Source organism: Sulfurimonas sp. (assembly GCF_028713515.1).
Taxonomy (GTDB): Bacteria; Campylobacterota; Campylobacteria; order Campylobacterales; family Sulfurimonadaceae; genus Sulfurimonas.
On the sequence record NZ_JAQTOD010000004.1, the window covers coordinates 174362 to 192830 of the forward strand.

At 36.4% G+C, this 18469-nt stretch carries 22 protein-coding genes; 14 read left to right on the forward strand and 8 right to left on the reverse strand.

All coding sequences use genetic code 11. The features are described 5' to 3' along the window. The first annotated feature begins 368 nt into the window (after nt 1–368). Both PHV22_RS09435 and PHV22_RS09440 read left to right on the forward strand, forming a co-directional pair. Nucleotides 369–677, forward strand: coding sequence for an SLC13 family permease (locus PHV22_RS09435; RefSeq protein ID WP_299947326.1), 309 nt, complete (start codon nt 369–371; stop codon nt 675–677). Between the two features lie 57 nt (nt 678–734). Further along, the gene (locus tag PHV22_RS09440; protein ID WP_295020592.1) at nt 735–1025 is read left to right on the forward strand and encodes a Dabb family protein; all 291 of its coding nucleotides are present in this window, start codon (nt 735–737) and stop codon (nt 1023–1025) included. Nucleotides 1026–1029: 4 nt separating this feature from the next. On the opposite strand, the gene PHV22_RS09445 is transcribed toward PHV22_RS09440, so the two are convergent. Genes PHV22_RS09445 through PHV22_RS09470 form a run of 6 tightly spaced genes read right to left on the reverse strand, consistent with a single transcriptional unit; the run spans nt 1030 to nt 5303 of the window. Beyond that, nucleotides 1030–2223, reverse strand: a complete 1194-nt coding sequence (locus PHV22_RS09445) for an ArsS family sensor histidine kinase (RefSeq protein WP_299947329.1) — start codon at nt 2221–2223, stop codon at nt 1030–1032. A 1-nt stretch (nt 2224) separates the two neighbouring features. Further along, nucleotides 2225–2890, reverse strand: a complete 666-nt coding sequence (locus PHV22_RS09450) for a response regulator transcription factor (protein WP_299947331.1) — start codon at nt 2888–2890, stop codon at nt 2225–2227. Further along, complete coding sequence (locus PHV22_RS09455) at nt 2883–3293, reverse strand: hypothetical protein (protein WP_299947333.1); 411 nt, start codon at nt 3291–3293, stop codon at nt 2883–2885. The genes PHV22_RS09450 and PHV22_RS09455 overlap by 8 nt, the downstream gene beginning before the upstream one ends. After that, nucleotides 3259–4374 carry a cytochrome b/b6 domain-containing protein gene (locus PHV22_RS09460; RefSeq protein ID WP_295020600.1) on the reverse strand — a complete coding sequence of 372 codons (1116 nt, stop codon included), beginning with the start codon at nt 4372–4374 and terminating at the stop codon, nt 3259–3261. The genes PHV22_RS09455 and PHV22_RS09460 overlap by 35 nt, the downstream gene beginning before the upstream one ends. Before the next feature lie 11 nt (nt 4375–4385). After that, a complete protein-coding gene (locus PHV22_RS09465; RefSeq protein ID WP_295020601.1) occupies nt 4386–4892 on the reverse strand; it encodes a diheme cytochrome c in 507 nt (168 codons plus the stop codon). Between the two features lie 9 nt (nt 4893–4901). Further along, nucleotides 4902–5303: a DUF1924 domain-containing protein gene (locus PHV22_RS09470; RefSeq protein ID WP_295020602.1), complete on the reverse strand. Its 402-nt coding sequence runs from the start codon at nt 5301–5303 to the stop codon at nt 4902–4904. 367 nt (nt 5304–5670) lie between these two features. Here PHV22_RS09470 and PHV22_RS09475 point away from each other — a divergent pair, with 367 nt between their 5' ends. The 7 genes from PHV22_RS09475 (at nt 5671) to PHV22_RS09505 (ending at nt 13363) form a co-directional block, all read left to right on the forward strand. Then, complete coding sequence (locus PHV22_RS09475) at nt 5671–5799, forward strand: hypothetical protein (RefSeq protein ID WP_299947338.1); 129 nt, start codon at nt 5671–5673, stop codon at nt 5797–5799. A gap of 143 nt (nt 5800–5942) precedes the next feature. Beyond that, nucleotides 5943–7178 (forward strand): diguanylate cyclase, encoded by a 1236-nt coding sequence (locus PHV22_RS09480; RefSeq protein ID WP_295020603.1) that lies wholly within the window; start codon nt 5943–5945, stop codon nt 7176–7178. Between the two features lie 37 nt (nt 7179–7215). Further along, nucleotides 7216–7956, forward strand: a complete 741-nt coding sequence (locus PHV22_RS09485; protein WP_295020604.1) for an META domain-containing protein — start codon at nt 7216–7218, stop codon at nt 7954–7956. A gap of 186 nt (nt 7957–8142) precedes the next feature. Further along, complete coding sequence (locus PHV22_RS09490) at nt 8143–10461, forward strand: heavy metal translocating P-type ATPase (RefSeq protein WP_299947342.1); 2319 nt, start codon at nt 8143–8145, stop codon at nt 10459–10461. Nucleotides 10462–10501: 40 nt separating this feature from the next. Continuing rightward, complete coding sequence (locus tag PHV22_RS09495; RefSeq protein WP_295020608.1) at nt 10502–10714, forward strand: hypothetical protein; 213 nt, start codon at nt 10502–10504, stop codon at nt 10712–10714. Next, nucleotides 10690–12039 carry a TolC family protein gene (locus PHV22_RS09500; RefSeq protein WP_295020610.1) on the forward strand — a complete coding sequence of 450 codons (1350 nt, stop codon included), beginning with the start codon at nt 10690–10692 and terminating at the stop codon, nt 12037–12039. The genes PHV22_RS09495 and PHV22_RS09500 overlap by 25 nt, the downstream gene beginning before the upstream one ends. Continuing rightward, nucleotides 12026–13363 carry a copper oxidase gene (locus PHV22_RS09505; RefSeq protein ID WP_295020612.1) on the forward strand — a complete coding sequence of 446 codons (1338 nt, stop codon included), beginning with the start codon at nt 12026–12028 and terminating at the stop codon, nt 13361–13363. Before PHV22_RS09500 ends, PHV22_RS09505 begins: the two co-directional genes overlap by 14 nt. 38 nt (nt 13364–13401) lie before the next feature. Here the strand turns inward: PHV22_RS09505 and PHV22_RS09510 are convergent, their stop codons facing one another. Continuing rightward, a complete protein-coding gene (locus PHV22_RS09510; protein ID WP_295020614.1) occupies nt 13402–14298 on the reverse strand; it encodes an SPASM domain-containing protein in 897 nt (298 codons plus the stop codon). A gap of 431 nt (nt 14299–14729) precedes the next feature. Here PHV22_RS09510 and surE point away from each other — a divergent pair, with 431 nt between their 5' ends. Genes surE through PHV22_RS09535 form a run of 5 tightly spaced genes read left to right on the forward strand, consistent with a single transcriptional unit; the run spans nt 14730 to nt 17802 of the window. Further along, complete coding sequence (gene surE / locus PHV22_RS09515; RefSeq protein ID WP_295020616.1) at nt 14730–15515, forward strand: 5'/3'-nucleotidase SurE; 786 nt, start codon at nt 14730–14732, stop codon at nt 15513–15515. A gap of 5 nt (nt 15516–15520) precedes the next feature. Continuing rightward, nucleotides 15521–16159, forward strand: a complete 639-nt coding sequence (locus tag PHV22_RS09520) for a ThiF family adenylyltransferase (RefSeq protein WP_295020618.1) — start codon at nt 15521–15523, stop codon at nt 16157–16159. Nucleotides 16160–16201: 42 nt separating this feature from the next. Further along, the gene (locus PHV22_RS09525) at nt 16202–17056 is read left to right on the forward strand and encodes a hypothetical protein (protein ID WP_295020619.1); all 855 of its coding nucleotides are present in this window, start codon (nt 16202–16204) and stop codon (nt 17054–17056) included. A gap of 8 nt (nt 17057–17064) precedes the next feature. Then, a complete protein-coding gene (locus PHV22_RS09530) occupies nt 17065–17310 on the forward strand; it encodes a thiamine biosynthesis protein ThiF (RefSeq protein WP_295020620.1) in 246 nt (81 codons plus the stop codon). Nucleotides 17311–17370: 60 nt separating this feature from the next. Further along, nucleotides 17371–17802, forward strand: a complete 432-nt coding sequence (locus PHV22_RS09535; RefSeq protein ID WP_295020622.1) for a hypothetical protein — start codon at nt 17371–17373, stop codon at nt 17800–17802. A gap of 45 nt (nt 17803–17847) precedes the next feature. On the opposite strand, the gene PHV22_RS09540 is transcribed toward PHV22_RS09535, so the two are convergent. Beyond that, complete coding sequence (locus PHV22_RS09540; RefSeq protein ID WP_295020623.1) at nt 17848–18393, reverse strand: hypothetical protein; 546 nt, start codon at nt 18391–18393, stop codon at nt 17848–17850. Nucleotides 18394–18469: the final 76 nt, after the last annotated feature.

Genomic DNA, 18469 nt, shown 5'->3' on the forward strand with positions numbered 1-18469 from the left:
ATTTTATTGATATGGTGTTAAAAAGCAAAAAATTGCTTCCACAAAATATGAGATGCTCATGGAAAAAAATTTGCAAAATAGAGAATTTATAGACTTTGTAAAAAATATTAAACAGAAGATATATGGTGCAAAATCAAAAGCGATACTCTTGGCAAACAGGATGATTTAAATATCACTAGATTATGAGAAAAAATCACTAAGTGGTGATCAAAAAAAGATACTTTCGCTCATTGGCGGAGTTATCACACTTCTTTTGCTAAACGCTCCACTTGACTCTTTTTGGAGTGGACTTGGGCTAAACGAGAGTGTTATTTTACTAATTGCTGGGCTTTTGCTTTTTGCTCCACCTTTTTTCTATCCTTGATTGGATGGAGGATAAAGGCAAGGTTCCTTTTAGAGTTATGTTCCTTTTTGGTGCAGGATTTTCAATTGTCGCTGCTTTTAGCTCGAGTGGTTTAGCAAATGAAGTGACTTCTTATCTTCTGGCTTTAACTAACCTACCTGCTATATTTGTCTTTATCTCTATCGCAATTCTTGTGACTTTTACAACCGAGATAACTTCAAATACTGCTCTAATCTTTGTGATGCTCCCAATCATCTATGCTCTCTCAATTCAAGCCAACATGGATACAGAGCTGTTTTTTGTAGTGATAATTGCTAAATTTTTTTGGAGATAGTTTTTTAAAATTATCCCATAAACTTTTTAGATAAAATTTCATAAAAAAGGATGAAAAATGATTGTTCATATAGTTATGTTTAAGTTTCGTGATGAAAACAAAAATGCAAATCTTGCCAAAGTAACAAAAAAATTAAATGCTTTAGTCGCTCTTATCCCAGAGCTTAAAAAAATGGAGGTTGGTCTTAATTTTACTAACTCAGATAGAGCGTTTGATCTCTCTATTTACTCAACTTTTGAGACCGAATCAGATATGCAAACTTACGCTATTCATCCAGAGCATTTAAAAGTGGTAGAGCTTGTAAAAGCAGTGACGCTTGAGTCAAAAATAGTGGATTATATTTTATAAAAACTCAAACTAGACGCAGACAAAATATATTTTCTCCCTCTTCATGAGAATAGAGTAGTGAGAAGTTGTGTTTAGCAACTATCTTCTCTACTATGCTAAGACCTAGCCCAAACCCATCCCTTTGAGATAGCTCTTGCGTGAAGGGTTTTAGATAGTAATCGAGCTCTTTTGATAACTTTTTCCCTCTGTTGATAACGCAAATCTTCTTGGTTGAAATTTTAATAGCTATAGGCAGTACAGTTGCATATTTTAGTGCATTATCTATAAGGTTTTTGAGTGCGACCGAGAGATAGTGCAAGTCCGCTTCTATCTTAAAATCATCCTCTATTTCAATGGTTATGCTTGATTCATCGTTTATGTAGAGTTTACTTAGTGCTTCTGTTACCAAAGTCTCTGCGCTAAATATTGAGAGATTTAGTTTTGTGGAGTTTAACTTCTCTAGCTCCAAGAGCTCATTTGTTAAAACCTCTAAATCTAAAAATATCTTTTGAAGAAGTTCTTTTTGGGATACATTTTCTACTTTTTGGATAACGAACTTCCCCTTTGCTATTGGTGTTCTAAGTTCATGACCTATGTCTCTTAAGAGTTCTTCCCTGCTTTTTAAAAGTTCTCCCAAAGAGGTTGCCATTGAGTTTAGGGCATCTGAGAGCATTTGCATCTCGTCATTTGACTTTACCTCTATTTTATTATTGAAGTCTCCGTTAGAGAGATTCTTAATTCCTTTTGTGATTTTTTTAAGTGGAGCGAGCAGTTTTAAAAGATATAAAAAGATAAGCAAAAGGACAAAAGTATCTAAAAAAATAAGGATATTAAGTATCAACTTGTCGTTAATATTCTCCTCATTCGGTGTTTTTAGGTTGTAACTCTCATCAAGAAAATTTATCTCTATGATAAACTCATCTTCAAAAGACCCCTTTTTTATAGAGATAAAGCCAAAAGTGTGTTTTTCAAAGTAGAGAACTTCTCTCTTGCTTTCATCATCTTTATCAACTCTTACAAGATCGTATTTTTTGATGAGCTCTTCAACTCTATCGTTGTTGTCAATATTTTGAAATATCTCATTAGCAATTTTTAGGTATTTTTCTTTTATAAGCTCATCCACTCTTTTGGAGTTAATGTTATCTATCCAAAATCCTATAACACTCATAAGGATAAAGCTTGTTAAAAAAAGTATTGATATTTTTCTGAGGATTGACATGCTAGCTCACAAACTTATAACCGATGCCCCATACGGACTTGATGAACAGAGGCTCTTTTGAATCATCACCTATCTTGTTTCTTATGTTGCTTATGTGTGTATCGACTGTTCTGTTTTTTGTGTTTTCATCCAGTGAAGTCGCGTTTATGATCTGCTCTCGTGAGGATATTTTGTTTATGTTTTCTACTAAAAAGAGAAATATCTCAAACTCTATTTTTGTAAAATCAATCGCGTAGCCATCCAAAAGAACCTCTCTGTTTGCTTTATCTATCAGAAACTCTCCAGCTCGTATCTTCGCATCTTGCGGCTTTTTGAGAATATGCTCTATCCGTAAAACAAGCTCTCGTGGCTCATAAGGTTTTGCCAAGTAGTCATCCGCTCCAAGATCAAAACCGTGTATTTTGTTTCCTATGTCTCCTCTTGCTGAAGAGATTATTATGGGGATACTGCTTATGTTTTTTATCTTCTTTAAAACATCAAAACCGTCCATGTCAGGGAGCATTAGGTCCAGTATGACGATAGAGTAAGAGCCATTTTTCTCAAGCTCTTCTATGGCATCTTTGGGGTGAGCAAATGCGTTACATATAAAGCCAAACTCTTTTAAATACTCTCCTATAAGTTCTTGCATCTGCAAGTCATCCTCGATAAGTAAAACTTTTTTATTCAACTCTCCACTCCCGTAAATAGTATGAAAAACTCTCTCTTTGCGATGGTGATAAGATAGAGTGAATTCTTTTTAAGGTCTTAACTTCAAGAGTCGTAGCATCTTTTTGTATCTCTTTTACAATCTCTTCATACTTCTCTTTACTAAATTCATCTTCTCTCATTAGCTCTTGGAGTTTTTTTTCTCTTTTTTCTCTTTTTTTATTAAATTTTTCATAATCTTTCTTATACTCTAGAAGTATCTCTCTCATCTCTTTATATTGATTTTTGCCAAGGCTTAAGTATTCAAGATTTTTGTAAATGTGGTGTTTTTTCTCTTCATTCTCGTGTTTATAATTACCATCTCCATAAAGAGAAAATGATAAAAATAGACTACATAAAAGCGTTAATATCTTTAATTTTATCATTTTCAATCAATCCTTTTTCTATATCACTATGACACGCTTTGCAGTTTGCTTTGCTCTTCACATCTTTATGTGCAAAAACTTTTTTTGGTATATCTTTATGCTTTTTTTTCCAAAAATCACTCTGAGTTATTGCTATTATATCTTTATTTTTTATCGAATCTAAAACCTTGACGCTTACTTTTTGTGTTGAGGTCTCAGCGCTATTTCGTACCAAAAAGTCTAAAATATCTCTGTTATCTTTCTCGCTAAGTGAAGCATCATCTCCAAAATGATTCTCCAAACCACCCATCATAGTTACCCATGAAGTAGCTGGTAGCGTGTGTGGTGGATAGATGATATGGCAAGATGCACACTCTTTGACAAACAGTGGATTTAGCTTTTTATAATCAACGCTCATGTGTTTTGATGCAACAAGCGGATTGTTTTTTATGCTTATGTTAAAAATAAAAAAGACAACAAACAGAGCCAAAAATATTAGAGCAAAAAGTTTTTGAGCGATATTTAGCTTGATACTGTAATCCTCGCTCGTTACTTTAATACCGTTAAATATTGAACTTAGCGTTTTATGCGCTGGGTGAAGTACTCTATCGCTAAAAATGCCGAGCAGATGCACTGCGATAAGGGCAAGTAAGAGATTACTAAAGAACTCATGTATGTCTTTAAAGAGCTCCATTTTTTTGAAAAAAGTGCTATTTAGTGATGAGAGCAAACCTTTTCCCTCTTCAACACCAAGAGTTAAGATGCCTGTAAGTATGGTTAGAAAAACCACTATAAAAATCCCTATCATCACATAGGAGGCGATAGGGTTGTGCCCAATGTATTTCTGCTTAGAGCTAAAGATGTTTAACGCAAACTCTTTCGCATCTCTAAATGCGAGTGGAAAATCTTTAAATCTTGAGTATTTTGGACCAATGTAGCCCCAAAAAAATCTAAACACAAGTAGAATCAAAACTCCATAACCAATAAGCGCATGATAGTTTAGCAACTTGCCATCATCAGTTAAAAAAGCTAAAAGTATCAACCCCACAAAGAGCCAATGAAAGAGTCTTGAGGGAAGCGACCAGATGTAAGAGTTAAACATTTTCTCTCCTTTTAATCTTTCCATTTGCCATAGTTAGGGATTAAAACATCACTCTCGCCATATATCCATTTTTGGGCAGTAGTATGACACGCTGTGCAGTTAAATATACCTTTAACCTCTTTTTGTGTAATCAAACTTGCCTTTATATCTCTATGCTTTTTAATGATATATGGAGTTTTTGATATAGACTCAGGGATCTCCCCTGCTCTTAAGCTGTCCACAATCTTAGCACTCCTTTTGTAGTTCATAAATTTCTCAGCACTATTGTTGTTCAAGTAGCGCGAAATAGAGAGATAATCCTCTTCTTCCAAACTAGCATCTGAGCCAAAATGGTTGCTAAGATTTAACATCATCTTGTTCCAGGCTTTTGAGGGCAGAAGCCCTGGCTGATATGCAAAATGACAAGAACCACACTCTTTTTTGTAGAGCTCATTTGTTACCGGAGCAACATCGCTTTTGTTAAAACTAGATGCAAAAACTGCACTTGTTAGTGCTACTGTTAAAATTAATGACTTCATTTTAGCTCCTTATTTGTTAATGATGTAAGTTACTACATCACCTTTTTCTAGGGTTGTTCCCTCACGGTTATAAACATCGTTGAAGTTTCTTCTTATCCACTTCTCGATTGTCTTGATGTCACTAAATCTCTTTGGGTTTGCTTTTGGTGAGAGCGGTTCAATCTCTTTTGTGGTAAAGTAGTTCTTACTTACTTTATTTAAATCATTCCCATGACAAGATGTACACGAAATCTCCTTGCCTTTTTTTCCTATATGTTTTGAAGTAAAAACAGACTCTCCTCTTTTTGTATCAAACCCACTGAACTTAGGATTTTCAGATTTGGCTTGTTTTGCAAGAGTGAGCAGATACTCATCCGCAACCGATGCAAACGAGATACTAAAGAGTGAAAGTATGGTGATTATAAGTTTCATTTTTCTTCCTTTTGTTGTTATATGTTGAAAGTATAAAATGATTGTGTCAAATGTTTATGTGTACTCTCTTGACAGTTTCTTGACATTTAGAGAGTTACGAAGAGATGGCAACTTTTGGATTGTTAAATATTGTGATTTGCTAATGGGGATAAGGAGTAAAAAATACTCATCATACATAACATTAGATTAGTATTAGATAGTTTCACATATGGTAGTTTGGACTCCAGTTTAGTGCTAGCTTGATTTTCTCAGACGACAATCTCTCAACGATGTCTTATTTAAAGCGTTAAATTACGGGAATGAGCAGAGTAAAACGCTTAGTAAGTTTTTAACTTCTATTATTATTGCACTATCTATTGAGTCGTTAATGGCTGTTTTCAAGATTGTTCTTGATGACTATAACAAGTTAATAAATGCTTTTTATCTAGTGCTTGGAGTAACGCTTGTGATAGTAGGAACTGGTGTGTACAATATGCTTTCTCGTAGGAGTGAGTAGTTTTAGTTTGGTTCATTTTATGAAGAGATAGAGTTAAAATAGAGCCCGTAAAAAAGGTGAAACAGTAAAGTTTTTACCTTTTTTATATGGCATAAAATTTGCTTATATCTTATACTTTAGTATGATTTAGTAAAAGGAAATGTTTGTATTTTTTAGAGGCGCTAAAGCTCAGAAGCAAGCTTTTTTTTATTTTAATTATTATCACCATCGGTTTAATTATGGTTGGAATTATGGGTGCCATCAATATAAACTCTATGAAAAAAAATCTTGATTCACTATATTTTGGCTCTCTTTTGCCGGTAATAGAACTTAACGGTATCGTCGAGGCATATCATGGCAATATGTACAACACAGTGTATAAGGCAAAAAATGGTGATATCAGCCAAAGTGATGCAGAGTTTGAGATAAAAAGTGCAATTGTAAAAGCAAATGAAGAGTGGAAATCTTATGAATCTCACTTTAAAAGATATGAAGAGGTTGGGTATGTTGAGTATACGGCTTCGGAGATAAAAAATACAAATGAGTATTTGGAAAAAATGCTAAAAGCAATTTCTGATGGACATAATATACAAAATTTATCGATTGATAATTTTGAGAAAACAGTAGAGCATATCCACCAAGTAGTAGATAAACTAATCTCTTATGAGATTGAAATTGCAAAATATGAGCGGAAAAAATTTTTGCAGATGTATGACTCTATGATGATTAAAGTTGGTTCCATACTAATCATTATTATTCTTGGTATTGTGGTTATCTCATTTTATGTATTTAAGAGTATTCAAAAAGATCAAACTATGCTTGAGATCGCAACAAAAAAGTTAAAAAATGCTAATAAAAGATTGGAAAATGCTTCGTATACGGACTCGCTAACCGGACTCTATAATAGGCGTTATTTTAATCTTGTTTATGAGCGGGAGCTAAGAAGAGCCAAGAGAAGTAACTCCTTTATCACTTTTATGATGTTAGATATTGATTATTTTAAACAGTACAATGATACTTATGGACATATAGAGGGAGACAATGCGCTAAAGAGTGTTGCGAAAACCCTAAAGAGTGTTCTAAAGAGACCGAGTGATTTTGTTTTTAGGCTTGGTGGAGAGGAGTTTGGTATCTTGATGGCTGAAACTTGTGAACTAAACAGTATAAAGCTAGCGCAAGCAATTTGTGATAGTGTGAGAATGAGTGCAATAAAACATGAGGGCTCAAAGGTCAATGAGTTTATGACTATATCTGTTGGTGTTGCTTGTTGCATTGCGGATGAAGCTCTCAATGAAGAGGTTTTAATAACAAAGGCGGATGAGATGTTATACAGAGCAAAAGAGAGCGGAAGAGATAGATATGAGATTACTTCTGATATTAGCGAGGCAACTACGCTTTGATTAGTATATTAAAATTTATGGGATATAAAAAAAGATTATGATAAAAAAAAGCTTCTACTTCTGTTTGACCATTGCTCTTTTTATGAGCGGATGTTCAACAACTACATACTCGCAAAGAAAGATTCAGGCTCCGCTGGATGGAGAGTGGAAATCGACTTCTTCAAAGGCGATACTAAACTTTAAAGATGATAAATTAAGCGGTAATGATGGGTGTAACCACTTTTCTGGAAGCTATGAAAGTAGCGCAGATGAGTTAAGAATAGATAAAAATTTAGTCTCTACGATGATGAACTGCGAAGAAGATATTATGGAAAAAGCTAATATTTTTAGAAGAAATTTAGTAGAAGCAAGACGATACACAAACGATGGAAAAATTTTAAAGTTTCTTAAAAATGATGGATCAGTTCTTGGTGAGTTTAAGAGTGTTTCAGTCTCTTTTGATGGCGGAAAATACATAGTTCAAACTCTTAGTGATGGAAAAAAAGCTACAGTAGCCCTAAAGCATGGAATTTCGGTTTTTTTAGAACTTAAACAAAATAGCAAGATGAGTGGTTTTACAGGGTGCAATCGCTTCAGTTGTGACTATCTTTTAAAGGATGACGATATAGTTATCTTCAACTTAGCAACAACTAGAAAAATGTGCCCTCTTGACAACATGAAGACAGAAAAAACTTTTATTGAGGTTATGAAAAATGGAGCAAAAATTTCTCATAAAAACGAGAGATGGGAACTTCGCGATGCTTCAGATATTTTGTTGATGGAGATGATAAAAGAGTAGCTTTATCTAAGTCTTTTTTATAGTTCTAATATCATTTTTTTTGTTAAGTTGTTTTTTGGAGGTGCATATCTATTTTGCTAGTTTAATATAATATTTATATTTATTCTGGGTGTATAATAGTATAAAAATTTACATTAGGCTAGAGAGTTTAAATTTATGTAATGATACAAAATTTGGAGGTGCAAAATGTTCAAAGATATTGTCTGTGGCATGGAAGTTTCTGACTCTACGCCCTATAAAAGTGATTTTGAAGGGAAGCGTTATCTATTTTGCTCCGAACATTGTAGGCAAAAATTTACCGAGCATCTTGAAACTTATTTTCATTTAGAGTCTCCAAACCAAGGCTGTTCTGGTGGATTGTGCGTGGGGCAATCTACATCACATAAGCATGATGTGCCAACTACCAACTATACCTGCCACATGCACCCCGAAGTTATCCAAGATCATCCCGGTGTCTGTCCTAAATGTGGTATGTCACTGGAACCAATGAATCCCAATATTGCAGTTGAAGAACATAGTGAACAAGACTCCATCAATAGACGATTTTGGATTAGTGGTGTCCTTGTAATCCCTTTGTTTATTATTGCAATGATAGGTGATATGGGATTTTTACCTTTTCCTATGAAGATGCTCCAGTGGGTCGAATTTTTTCTTGCTACTCCTATTGTTTTGTGGGGAGGATGGCCATTTTTTGTGCGAGGATGGCAATCGTTTAGGACATTCAATCTGAATATGTTTACTCTTATTGCCATCGGGGTAGCAACATCGTATGTGTATAGTATTGTTGCACTGCTGTTTCCCCATATTTTCCCTCCGCTTATGCAGACACACGAGGGATTGGTACATATCTATTTTGAAGCATCTGCTGTTATTACGGTGTTGGTTTTGTTGGGTCAGGTGCTTGAACTTAACGCACGCAGTAAAACAAATAGTGCAATCAAGACGCTATTGAATCTTTCACCCAAGCAAGCACACCGCATTGATGAAAAAGGAGATGAGGAGAACATTAATCTTGATGAAATTCATATAGGAGATCGTCTGCGAATTAAACCAGGAGAAAAAATTCCTGTAGATGGTGTCGTGCTAGAAGGGCAGAGCAATGTGGATGAGTCGATGATTACCGGAGAACCAATCGCGGTTCCTAAAGGATTAGGCGACCTGCTGATTGGTGCAACTTTAAATAAAAACGGTACTCTTGTTATGCGTGCAGATAAGGTTGGAAGTGATACGATGCTCTCGCAGATTGTAGCGATGGTGTCGTATGCACAGCGTTCCCGTGCGCCTATACAGAAGCTAGCTGATATAGTGTCAGGCTATTTTGTCCCAGCGGTCGTTGTCTCAGCACTGTTGGCGTTTGCGGGCTGGTGGATTTGGGGTCCGCAACCGCAATTGGGGTATGCCATTGTTGCTATGGTTGCCGTGCTAATTATTGCCTGTCCTTGCGCCTTGGGTCTGGCTACTCCGATTTCGATTATGGTTGGAACCGGGCGCGCGGCATTGATGGGTATTTTAATTAAAGATGCGCGAACTCTAGAGATGATGGAGAAAGTAACAACGCTAGTGCTTGATAAAACAGGAACACTAACACAGGGCAAACCGGAAGTAACTCGACTTATTCCCTTGGATGGATTTGAACTAAATGAGATTTTACGCTACGGAGCGAGTCTGGAAAAAGCGAGTGAACATCCGTTGGCTGAAGCAGTAGTGGAATATGCACATAGAAGCGGAGTGGTGTTTGTTGAGGTAAAAGACTTTAATGCCATCACAGGACAAGGGATTGTCGGTGAGATTGAAAACAGGCGTATAAGTGTGGGAAGCGATACATTTATTGAGAGCCTTGGTATTTCCACAAAAGCTATTTTGAGTGAAGCTGATAATATGCGGAGAGATGGAAAAACGGTCATTTTTATGGCTATAGACTCGACTCTTAGTGCAATATTTGGGATTGAAGACCCAATTAAGGAGAGCTCTAGTAAAGCGGTTCAGCTACTAAAATCAGAAGGGATTCGTGTTGTTATGCTTAGTGGAGATAACGAATTTACTGCAAACGCCGTTGCTAGACAAATAGATATTGGCGAAGTTCATGCTAATGTCATGCCTCAGGATAAAGTCTCAATTATTAAAAATCTGCAAAAAAATGGCGAAGTTGTTGCTATGGCAGGAGATGGAATCAATGACGCTCCAGCACTGGCATCTGCTGATATTGGTATTGCTATGGGAACGGGAACAGATGTAGCTATTGAGAGCGCGGGAGTTACCCTTATTAAAGGGGACTTGATGGGAATATTAAAAGTAAGAAAGTTAAGTCGCGCAACAATGAAGAATATTAGACAGAATCTATTTTTTGCTTTTGTTTATAATAGCGTTGGAATTCCAATTGCAGCGGGAGTGCTATACCCATTTTTTGGAATCCTATTCTCGCCGATGATTGCAGCTTTAGCGATGAGTTTTAGCTCAGTGTCTGTGATTGCCAATGCATTGCGTTTACGCAATTGTAAACTTTAGTTTGTACTGATATTATATTTGTTACTGTTAGGATGAAAAAATGAAACTTTTAAACATAATAATAACAGGATGGGCAGTTTTACTAAATGCTACAGAAAATTCTCCTCAATCATTAGGTGCAACGGATGGAAAAAGCGTTTATTTACCGATTGCTAAGCCGATTAATCTGCATGAAGAAGCAGATGTTCAAAAAGCTGATCAAAACAGAAGTGGACATGGGAGTGCAAAATGGTTGCAAAAACAGTCTCGTTAATCGGCTTACTTCTTTTGAGTGGGTGTTCTACAATCTCTCAGCAAGAAATATTTGATCAGGTAAAGCACTCGAGTTCATCACACGGCGCAAAAGAGTTGCAGTGGATTAAATCGCCAGAAGATGCCTCTAAAGTAGAAGAGAGCGTTTGGAGGCTACTTGAGAAACCTTTGCAAATGGATGATGCCGTACGGATTGCTCTTATTAATAATCGCGCATTACAGCAGAGTTATGCACAAATTGGTATTTCACAGAGTGATTTGGTTCAAGCAGGACTTGTGAATAATCCGCTTTTAGGATACAGTGTAGGGCGTAGCAATGGGGTTACCAAATCGACTATTAGTCTTGATATTGCATTTCTAGATATGCTATGGATACCGTTACGAAGGGAACTAGGCAAGATTGCACTAGAAGAGATACAAGCTAGTATAGGCAATGAGGTGCTAGAGGTAGTTAGAGATACTAAAAAAGCATATATAGAACTCGTTGCTATTGAGAAGAAAATGCTCTATTATAAAGATATTTTAGTATCACATGAGGCTTCTCTTCAGCTTGTAACACGACAATATACAGCAGGTAATATCACAAAACGAAACCTTCTAAAAATTCAGAATTCGTATCAGCATGCCCGTGTTGAGTCAATAGAGATAGCAAAGAAATATGCCATGGCACGAGAGTCACTAAACCGTATATGTGGACTTTATGGTGGGCAAACTAATTACACGCTCGATAGTAGTTTAAAACCGATAGAGTCTCCACCAAACTTATCAAAAGGTCTAGAAAAGATAGCAATTGCTAGTCGACTAGATATGAGAGCGGCTATTGCTGCCGTAGATTATGCCGCTAAAGAGGCAGGTTATACTAAGAATACCCGTTTATTAAGCGAGCTGGAGTTATCAATAGAGAGTGAAAAAAATAGTAATGAGGATCGTCTTAACAGCTTTGGAATTAAAATTCCGATTCCAATTTTCGACTTTGGGCAAGCTCGTGTCAGTAAAGCAGAAGCGCTCTACAATCAAAATGTTCATCATTTGTATGAGAAGGCGGTTGTTATTCGTTCGGAGGTGCGTGAAAAATATGCGCTTTTGCTTCATGCTCATACTATAGTTCATGAATATGATGATGTAATTGTAAAAATAAATCAACAGATTTTAGAAGAGACGCAGCTATATTATAATGGGATGCTTGATGGTATTTATGAGTTGCTTGAGGATAAACGGCATCTTGTTGATGCCAAGATTGAAGCCGTTGAAGCATATAGTGAGTTTTGGAAGGCTCAGGCTGACTTAGAGTACGCAGTAGGAGGAAACTATAATGAAGCACGATAGACGCGATTTTTTAGGATTAGGTGCGGTACTGCTTGCTTCAAGCGCATTGGCAAAAACCTCTCAAGCACAAGAACATAATCATGATTTTCATACTAATGGAGTGAAACGACAGCTTACATTGGTAAAAAACCCAAAACGAGTCCTTTCTCCTTCCACAGTCATTACTCCACGAAAGGGAAAAAAATATAATCCAGTTGTTACGCTTAATGGTTGGACATTGCCATATGAGATGAAAGATGGAGCAAAAGAATTCCATCTTATTGCAGAGCCTGTAGTGCGGGAGTTTGCTCCTGGCATGGTAGTTAATTGCTGGGGATACAACGGTACTTCTCCGGGACCTACAATTGAAGCAGTGGAGGGTGATTTTGTACGGATTATTGTTACTAATCATCTCCCAGAACATACAACAATCCACTGGCATGGACTTATTATTCCAAATGGAATGGATGGAGTAGGTGGTTTGACCCAGCCACAGATTGCACCAGGAGAGAGTTTTGTGTATGAGTTTGTCTTGCGTCAAAGTGGGACATTTATGTATCATCCACACGCTGATGAGATGGTGCAGATGGCAATGGGTTCTATGGGGATGTTTATTGTTCACCCCAAAAATGCATCCGAGCATAAAGTTGATCGAGACTTTTGTTTTTTACTCGCTAGTTATGATGTAGCACCGGGAACATACACTCCAAATCCTTCAACTATGACGGAGTTTAATATTTGGAGTTTTAACAGTCGTGTCTTCCCTGGAATTGATTCAATGAATGTTCGTGTCGGAGATAGGGTTCGAATCCGCGTGGGAAATCTTACTATGACAAACCATCCAATTCATATGCACGGACATCCATTTGAGGTTACCTGTACAGATGGAGGATGGGTTCAAAAGAGTGCAAGATGGCCAGAGGTAACTATTGATATCGGTGTGGGACAGATGCGTGCTATTGAATTTGTGGCAACAGAGGAAGGCGATTGGTCTTTTCATTGCCATAAATCACACCATACCATGGGTGCTATGGGACACAGCATTCCTAATATGATTGGTGTAAAACAAGATGATTTAAGTGAAAAAATTGGTAATTTAATGCCAGATTATATGTATATGCCGATGGGTAAAAATGGGATGGCAGAGATGCAGGATATGGCAGAGATGGGGATGGCGCTACCTGAAAATACATTGCCAATGATGATGGGACAGGGACCATTTGGTCCTATTGAAATGGGAGGTATGTTTACTCTTGTAAAAGTACGACGAAATAAGCCCAAGGATGACTATAGTGATTCGGGATGGTATCATCACCCCCATAATAGTGTTGCTCGAAAAGTATAAAAAGGGTTCTTTGTGATATGACTACAAGCTAAACGAGGCTATATGTGACTGGTTGAGTTTAGTATAAACCTATCCTTATAACTACATTTTTTACAAAGTTCTTCGACAGCCTTTGCTTCTTTAAATCCATTTACTATGTTTTGAGATCTACTAGAGTTTAGAATCTCTTTTAGTGATGATGTGTGAAGATTTCCGAGATTTATAATCCCGTCGCCATCAAGGCAGCAAGGCACAACTCTGCCATCCGCTAAGATGCCAATATGCGATTTTAGTCCATAGCATGGCGCGTCACTTTGGTGTGATGAACTCATGGATGGCCACTCAAAATAGCTATCAAAATTTAGTAAAATCTTTGATGCAAGACGAACTGACTTTATCTCTTTTTTGTATATCGCATCTATCTCTAGCTCTATTTCAAAAAAATTCTCTATTTTTTTTAAGAGTAGATCATTAAACTCTTTTTCTAAAAAAGCCTCATCCAAATTCCAAACTCTTAGGTTAATAAAAGGCTTTGGATAATTTTCCAGTTTACTTTTGCACACAGAAAAAACAGCGCTCATGTAGTCATCAAAACTCAAGTTTAGGGAGTTTTTGTTGAAACTATTTAGAGATATATTTAGCTGTCGTACCGATTTATGAAACAGCACTTCCATGGGAGTTTTATGAAGATAATAACCACTGGTGGTAAGCTCAACTTCAAAGCCATACGCTAATGCTAAATCAAGATAAGATGAGAGATTTGAGAGCGTAAGAGGGTCGCCCATAACATGAAAAGCTAAGGATTTTGTGTATGGAACTAGCTCGTTTAAAACTCTCTCAAAAAAATCTAACTGCATCGTTTTGGTTGGGTTTATCTTTGGCGGACAGAAACTGCATGCAAGACCGCAGATATTTGTGACTTCAATATGAACGCGATTAAAATAAAGTTTGTTCAATTTTTCCCTTTTTGTAGTCGGCATTATATTGAAAGATATTTTATATTTAGTTCAACTAACAAATAAAGAAGTCATATGATACCAAAGATACTTATAGCTATATTTGCAAGCTACTCTGCAAAATTATAGGAAATCCGAGATAATGACAGAAAACTGTCATAAGAGGAATTATATGTAAGCATTGAATTACACCACAGTGCGAAACACACTAAAAGCCATTATCAAAGCTTGGTTAGCTGACAAAATTATGTAAATTGAACATCACAAAGTGGCTAGATAACAAAACATAGAAAAAAAAGACAAACTGCTTTTTTATCGCTTGTTGCTTGAAATTTTTTGTAGCTCAATTTAATACTTTCAAGTAGTTCCTCTTTTGGTATTTCTATCATGTGCTTTAGAGGCTTTAAACTAAGAGTTGCTAAAATGCACTTATGGAAAAAAAATATAAAATATTAGTGACAAATGATGATGGTTACGAGGCAAATGGATTGCTTAGTTTGGTTGAAGCGCTTAGGGAACTTGATGATGTAAGTGTGGTTGTTGTGGCTCCTGCAAACGAGAAGTCTGCATGCGGACACTCTCTTACTCTGGTGCGTCCGCTTCGTTTTGTGAGTGTTGGGGATGATTTTTATAAGCTCGATGATGGAACTCCGAGCGATTGTGTTTACCTCTCGCTAAGTGCCATGTATGGCGACTCTAAGCCAGATCTGCTTGTTAGTGGTATAAATCGTGGTTCAAATATGGGTGAAGACATCACATACTCTGGAACATGTGCTGGAGCTATGGAGGCTGTTTTGCATGATATCCCTGCAATTGCTATCTCGCAAGTTATGGATTTCTCAAACCCTGCAGGGGATTTTACTTTGGCAAAGAAAGTTATAAAAGAGTTGGTTTTAAAGATTAAAAATGGTTCATTTCCACTGCCACCTAGAGAGTTTTTGAATGTAAATATCCCTTCAGATGTGAGTGAAGCAAAGATGGTGGTAACTTACGCCGGATATAGAGTTTATGCAAACGATGCGCATCTTCATAGAAATCCACGAGGCGAAGAGCACTACTGGTTAGGACTTCATCCACTAAACTTCTCCGCAAGAGTCGGTAATTCTGGTATAAGTGATTATGAGGCAATCGAAGCAGGGCATGTTTCAATATCTCCAATCCAACTCGACATGAGCGCTTACAAAAGCATAAATAGACTTGAAGATTGGATTAAGTAGGGCGGATGAGATTTGATCGAGTAAAACTTCTTTTAGGAGATGATTTTTCTAAGCTCAAAGACGCAAAAATTTTGCTTTTAGGCGTTGGTGGCGTTGGCGGACACTGTCTTGATTGCTTAAGCAGAAGTGGCATTCGTGACATCACGATTGTGGATTTTGACACTTATGATGAGACAAATCAAAATCGTCAAATGTGGTCTGAACTTCATAAGGGTGAGCTAAAAGTCGAAGCACTTAAAAAACATTATCCAAATATAAAAATCATAAACAAGAGAGTGGATGAAGAGTGGGTTTTGGCGTTTGACTTTGATGAGTATGATTTGGTTTTGGATGCAATTGATGATACAAAAGCAAAACTAGCTCTCGCTCAAAAATGTTATAAAAAACTCATCTCATCCTTTGGAAGTGCCAAAAGAGTGGATCCAACAAAAGTTGAGGTCTCAGATATATGGAAAAGTCATGGCGATAAATTTGGTTCAAAAATTCGTTACGAGCTAAAAAAAAGAGGCTTTAACAAAAAATATACAGTGATTTTCTCCTCAGAAGAGGCTATGGTTAAGGAGAAGGGTAGTTTTGTTGGCGTAACTTCTACTTTTGGAGCTGTTATGTGCAGTCAGGCTATCAAGAGAATTATTTCAAAATAGATGAGAGGTTTACTGTTTTTTTTATTTCTGTTTTGCTTTCAAGTGGCAATTTTTGCGCAAGAAAAGATTGAGTACGACTATGAAGTAGACGCTTACTACTCAAATGTTTCAGCGTTTATAGACTTGGATAGCGGCAGAGAAATAACCGATGGAAAAAACTATGAAGAGAGTGATATCTATAAAGAACTTTTCTATAACTCACTCTCGCCAAATGTGTTTTTACTAGAAGCTTCAATTCATCCGATGTCTCTTGCTGGACTCTATATCAGACACAATAATGAAGTTGAATATGATAGGATGAATATTTATAATATAAACTTGATAAGAGCGGTTACTGCGGGATTTGAAGAGCCATACTCCTTTTCTATTTTCCTTGGAAGAATGATGATATTTAGCAAGCAAGATGGAGAGAGACTCGGTAAAAATCGAGCTTATGCCGGCTATCTTATTACTGTTGGAGATTACTCTATCAAAGACAATGTCGCCTATAGAGATAATTGGTCAAATATAGAGTTTAAGTTAAAAGGAACAAGGGAAAAAGAGGATAGAGATCTTGATTGGAGTTTTAGAGTTGGCGGAAGGTTCCATGAGAACAACAACTTTGCAAATACTGTTTTTATAGCCGCAAGAAGAACTAGTATCGACTATAAAAAAAGTGCTTGGTCTCTTTTATATAACAGCGCTTTTTCTGCTATGATTGCGCTAAATGCAAAAACATATGAGCTTACAGAAGCAGAACTTATGGTGGAGAAAAAATGGCCAATAGGCACCCATAAAATGAGTTTTGGATTGGGTGTTGGTTATCTTTATAATGGTCAAAATAAATATAACGGAGAACTTAAGGACGAGGGAATAAACAATCATCAGTTGCTTCTTCGTCCAAATCTAAAATGGTAGGAGATATGATGGAGCATAAATTTGATGAAAAACTCACATGTGAGGGAGTTGTTGGGGATGGCTGTGGAGGTGGAAGAATCTTTACGGTAGAGGAGAGTAAGCTAAAGGTTTATGACCCACAAACCAAAGAGATTATGATACTTCTTGATGATGTAAATAATGCAGAAAGTATAAGTAAAAAAGGGTGTTTAATAACTATTGAGTGCGAGGATAAATCTATAAAATTTAATCTCTCAATCATGAGTATTGTTTAGGATTTGTAATTCTTTAGTAATCTGTTGATAGTATAATTTTTTTATTTTTAAGGAGTAGTAATGGCATATTTTGACAGTGCTAAAGTTGAAGACAGTGTTTATGGTTTAGTTTTTGGACAGGGTGTGATTTCTAGTATTTTTGAAGATAGTCACTATAAAATAATGGTAAATTTTAAAAATGGATATGAGGTTCCATATACGGAGGATGGAATTCCAGGATGGGGAAATTTTAAAAAGCAGACACTTTTTTATAAAAAAGATATTGATCTTACTGATGTTGATTTTACTCCAACTACAAAGATTTTAACAGCTAAAAAGATTATAAAACTAAGAGAGAAAAATAGACTCAAAGTAAGACTTCCATCTGGAATTTGGAAGAGTGTTAAAAAAGCTGAGCCATCGTATGTTGAGACGCTACTTGAAGAAGAAAAATATCATCTATTTAAGAAAAAAGAAGAGAAAAAGAAGAGCAAGGAAAATACTAAAAAATAAACTTTTTTTATCTCTAAGTTAGGCGCAGAAGAGATAAAGTATCTCTTACTCTCCTGTTCCAAAGTAGAAGTAAACTATTGCTGAGTCTGTGTCAATACCTATATTTTTTATATCAGCTGTTGCGTGTTTGTATTTTATGCCAAGCCCAATATTTTCAAAAAAAGTATATTCTCCACCGAGCTCATACTGCTCTCCTGCTCCATGGTAAGAGCCTCTGTATAAAAGACCATATCCAGCACCAAGTTTGAGTTTAAGTGGTATGTTAAACTTACTCTCAAAGGTGTATCCAACTTTAGCTGATGCGCCAACTGTGTACATTGAGTAACCAGAGGTAAAAACCCCAGTTGCATCTTCTGCTCTCCATGAGTTGGCGTCAATACCAGCGCCATAGCCAAAGCCTGAACTAGTTGTTTTCATAATGTCCCAATCAAGATAGAGCCCAGAGTTTCTAGAGTCTGTTGTGTATAGGGAATCAGTAACATTTGAAGAGTAGCCAAACTGTATATTTGACAAAGTTGCTTCCTCAGCATTTGCGCTGTTTGTGAATGCCATAACAGCAACTAAAAGAAAGATAATTTTTTTAAATTTCATGATTTTACCTTGTGCAGCTTGGCTACTTAAATAGCATCTGCGTTCGTATATTACACTTTTTTAGTTTATAAAGTTT

Excerpts from the sequence above, each read along its gene's own strand:
- PHV22_RS09485 (WP_295020604.1), top strand. The coding sequence starts at position 7,216 with ATGATAAAAAAAAGCTTCTACTTCTGTTTGACCATTGCTCTTTTTATG.
- PHV22_RS09520 (WP_295020618.1), top strand. The coding sequence starts at position 15,521 with ATGAGATTTGATCGAGTAAAACTTCTTTTAGGAGATGATTTTTCTAAG.
- PHV22_RS09470 (WP_295020602.1), bottom strand. The coding sequence starts at position 5,303 with ATGAAACTTATAATCACCATACTTTCACTCTTTAGTATCTCGTTTGCA.
- PHV22_RS09500 (WP_295020610.1), top strand. The coding sequence starts at position 10,690 with ATGGTTGCAAAAACAGTCTCGTTAATCGGCTTACTTCTTTTGAGTGGG.
- PHV22_RS09435 (WP_299947326.1), top strand. The coding sequence starts at position 369 with ATGGAGGATAAAGGCAAGGTTCCTTTTAGAGTTATGTTCCTTTTTGGT.
- PHV22_RS09475 (WP_299947338.1), top strand. The coding sequence starts at position 5,671 with ATGGCTGTTTTCAAGATTGTTCTTGATGACTATAACAAGTTAATAAAT.
- surE (WP_295020616.1), top strand. The coding sequence starts at position 14,730 with ATGGAAAAAAAATATAAAATATTAGTGACAAATGATGATGGTTACGAG.
- PHV22_RS09440 (WP_295020592.1), top strand. The coding sequence starts at position 735 with ATGATTGTTCATATAGTTATGTTTAAGTTTCGTGATGAAAACAAAAAT.
- PHV22_RS09445 (WP_299947329.1), bottom strand. The coding sequence starts at position 2,223 with ATGTCAATCCTCAGAAAAATATCAATACTTTTTTTAACAAGCTTTATC.
- PHV22_RS09455 (WP_299947333.1), bottom strand. The coding sequence starts at position 3,293 with ATGATAAAATTAAAGATATTAACGCTTTTATGTAGTCTATTTTTATCA.
- PHV22_RS09495 (WP_295020608.1), top strand. The coding sequence starts at position 10,502 with ATGAAACTTTTAAACATAATAATAACAGGATGGGCAGTTTTACTAAAT.
- PHV22_RS09460 (WP_295020600.1), bottom strand. The coding sequence starts at position 4,374 with ATGTTTAACTCTTACATCTGGTCGCTTCCCTCAAGACTCTTTCATTGG.
- PHV22_RS09535 (WP_295020622.1), top strand. The coding sequence starts at position 17,371 with ATGGCATATTTTGACAGTGCTAAAGTTGAAGACAGTGTTTATGGTTTA.
- PHV22_RS09490 (WP_299947342.1), top strand. The coding sequence starts at position 8,143 with ATGTTCAAAGATATTGTCTGTGGCATGGAAGTTTCTGACTCTACGCCC.
- PHV22_RS09505 (WP_295020612.1), top strand. The coding sequence starts at position 12,026 with ATGAAGCACGATAGACGCGATTTTTTAGGATTAGGTGCGGTACTGCTT.
- PHV22_RS09530 (WP_295020620.1), top strand. The coding sequence starts at position 17,065 with ATGGAGCATAAATTTGATGAAAAACTCACATGTGAGGGAGTTGTTGGG.
- PHV22_RS09540 (WP_295020623.1), bottom strand. The coding sequence starts at position 18,393 with ATGAAATTTAAAAAAATTATCTTTCTTTTAGTTGCTGTTATGGCATTC.
- PHV22_RS09465 (WP_295020601.1), bottom strand. The coding sequence starts at position 4,892 with ATGAAGTCATTAATTTTAACAGTAGCACTAACAAGTGCAGTTTTTGCA.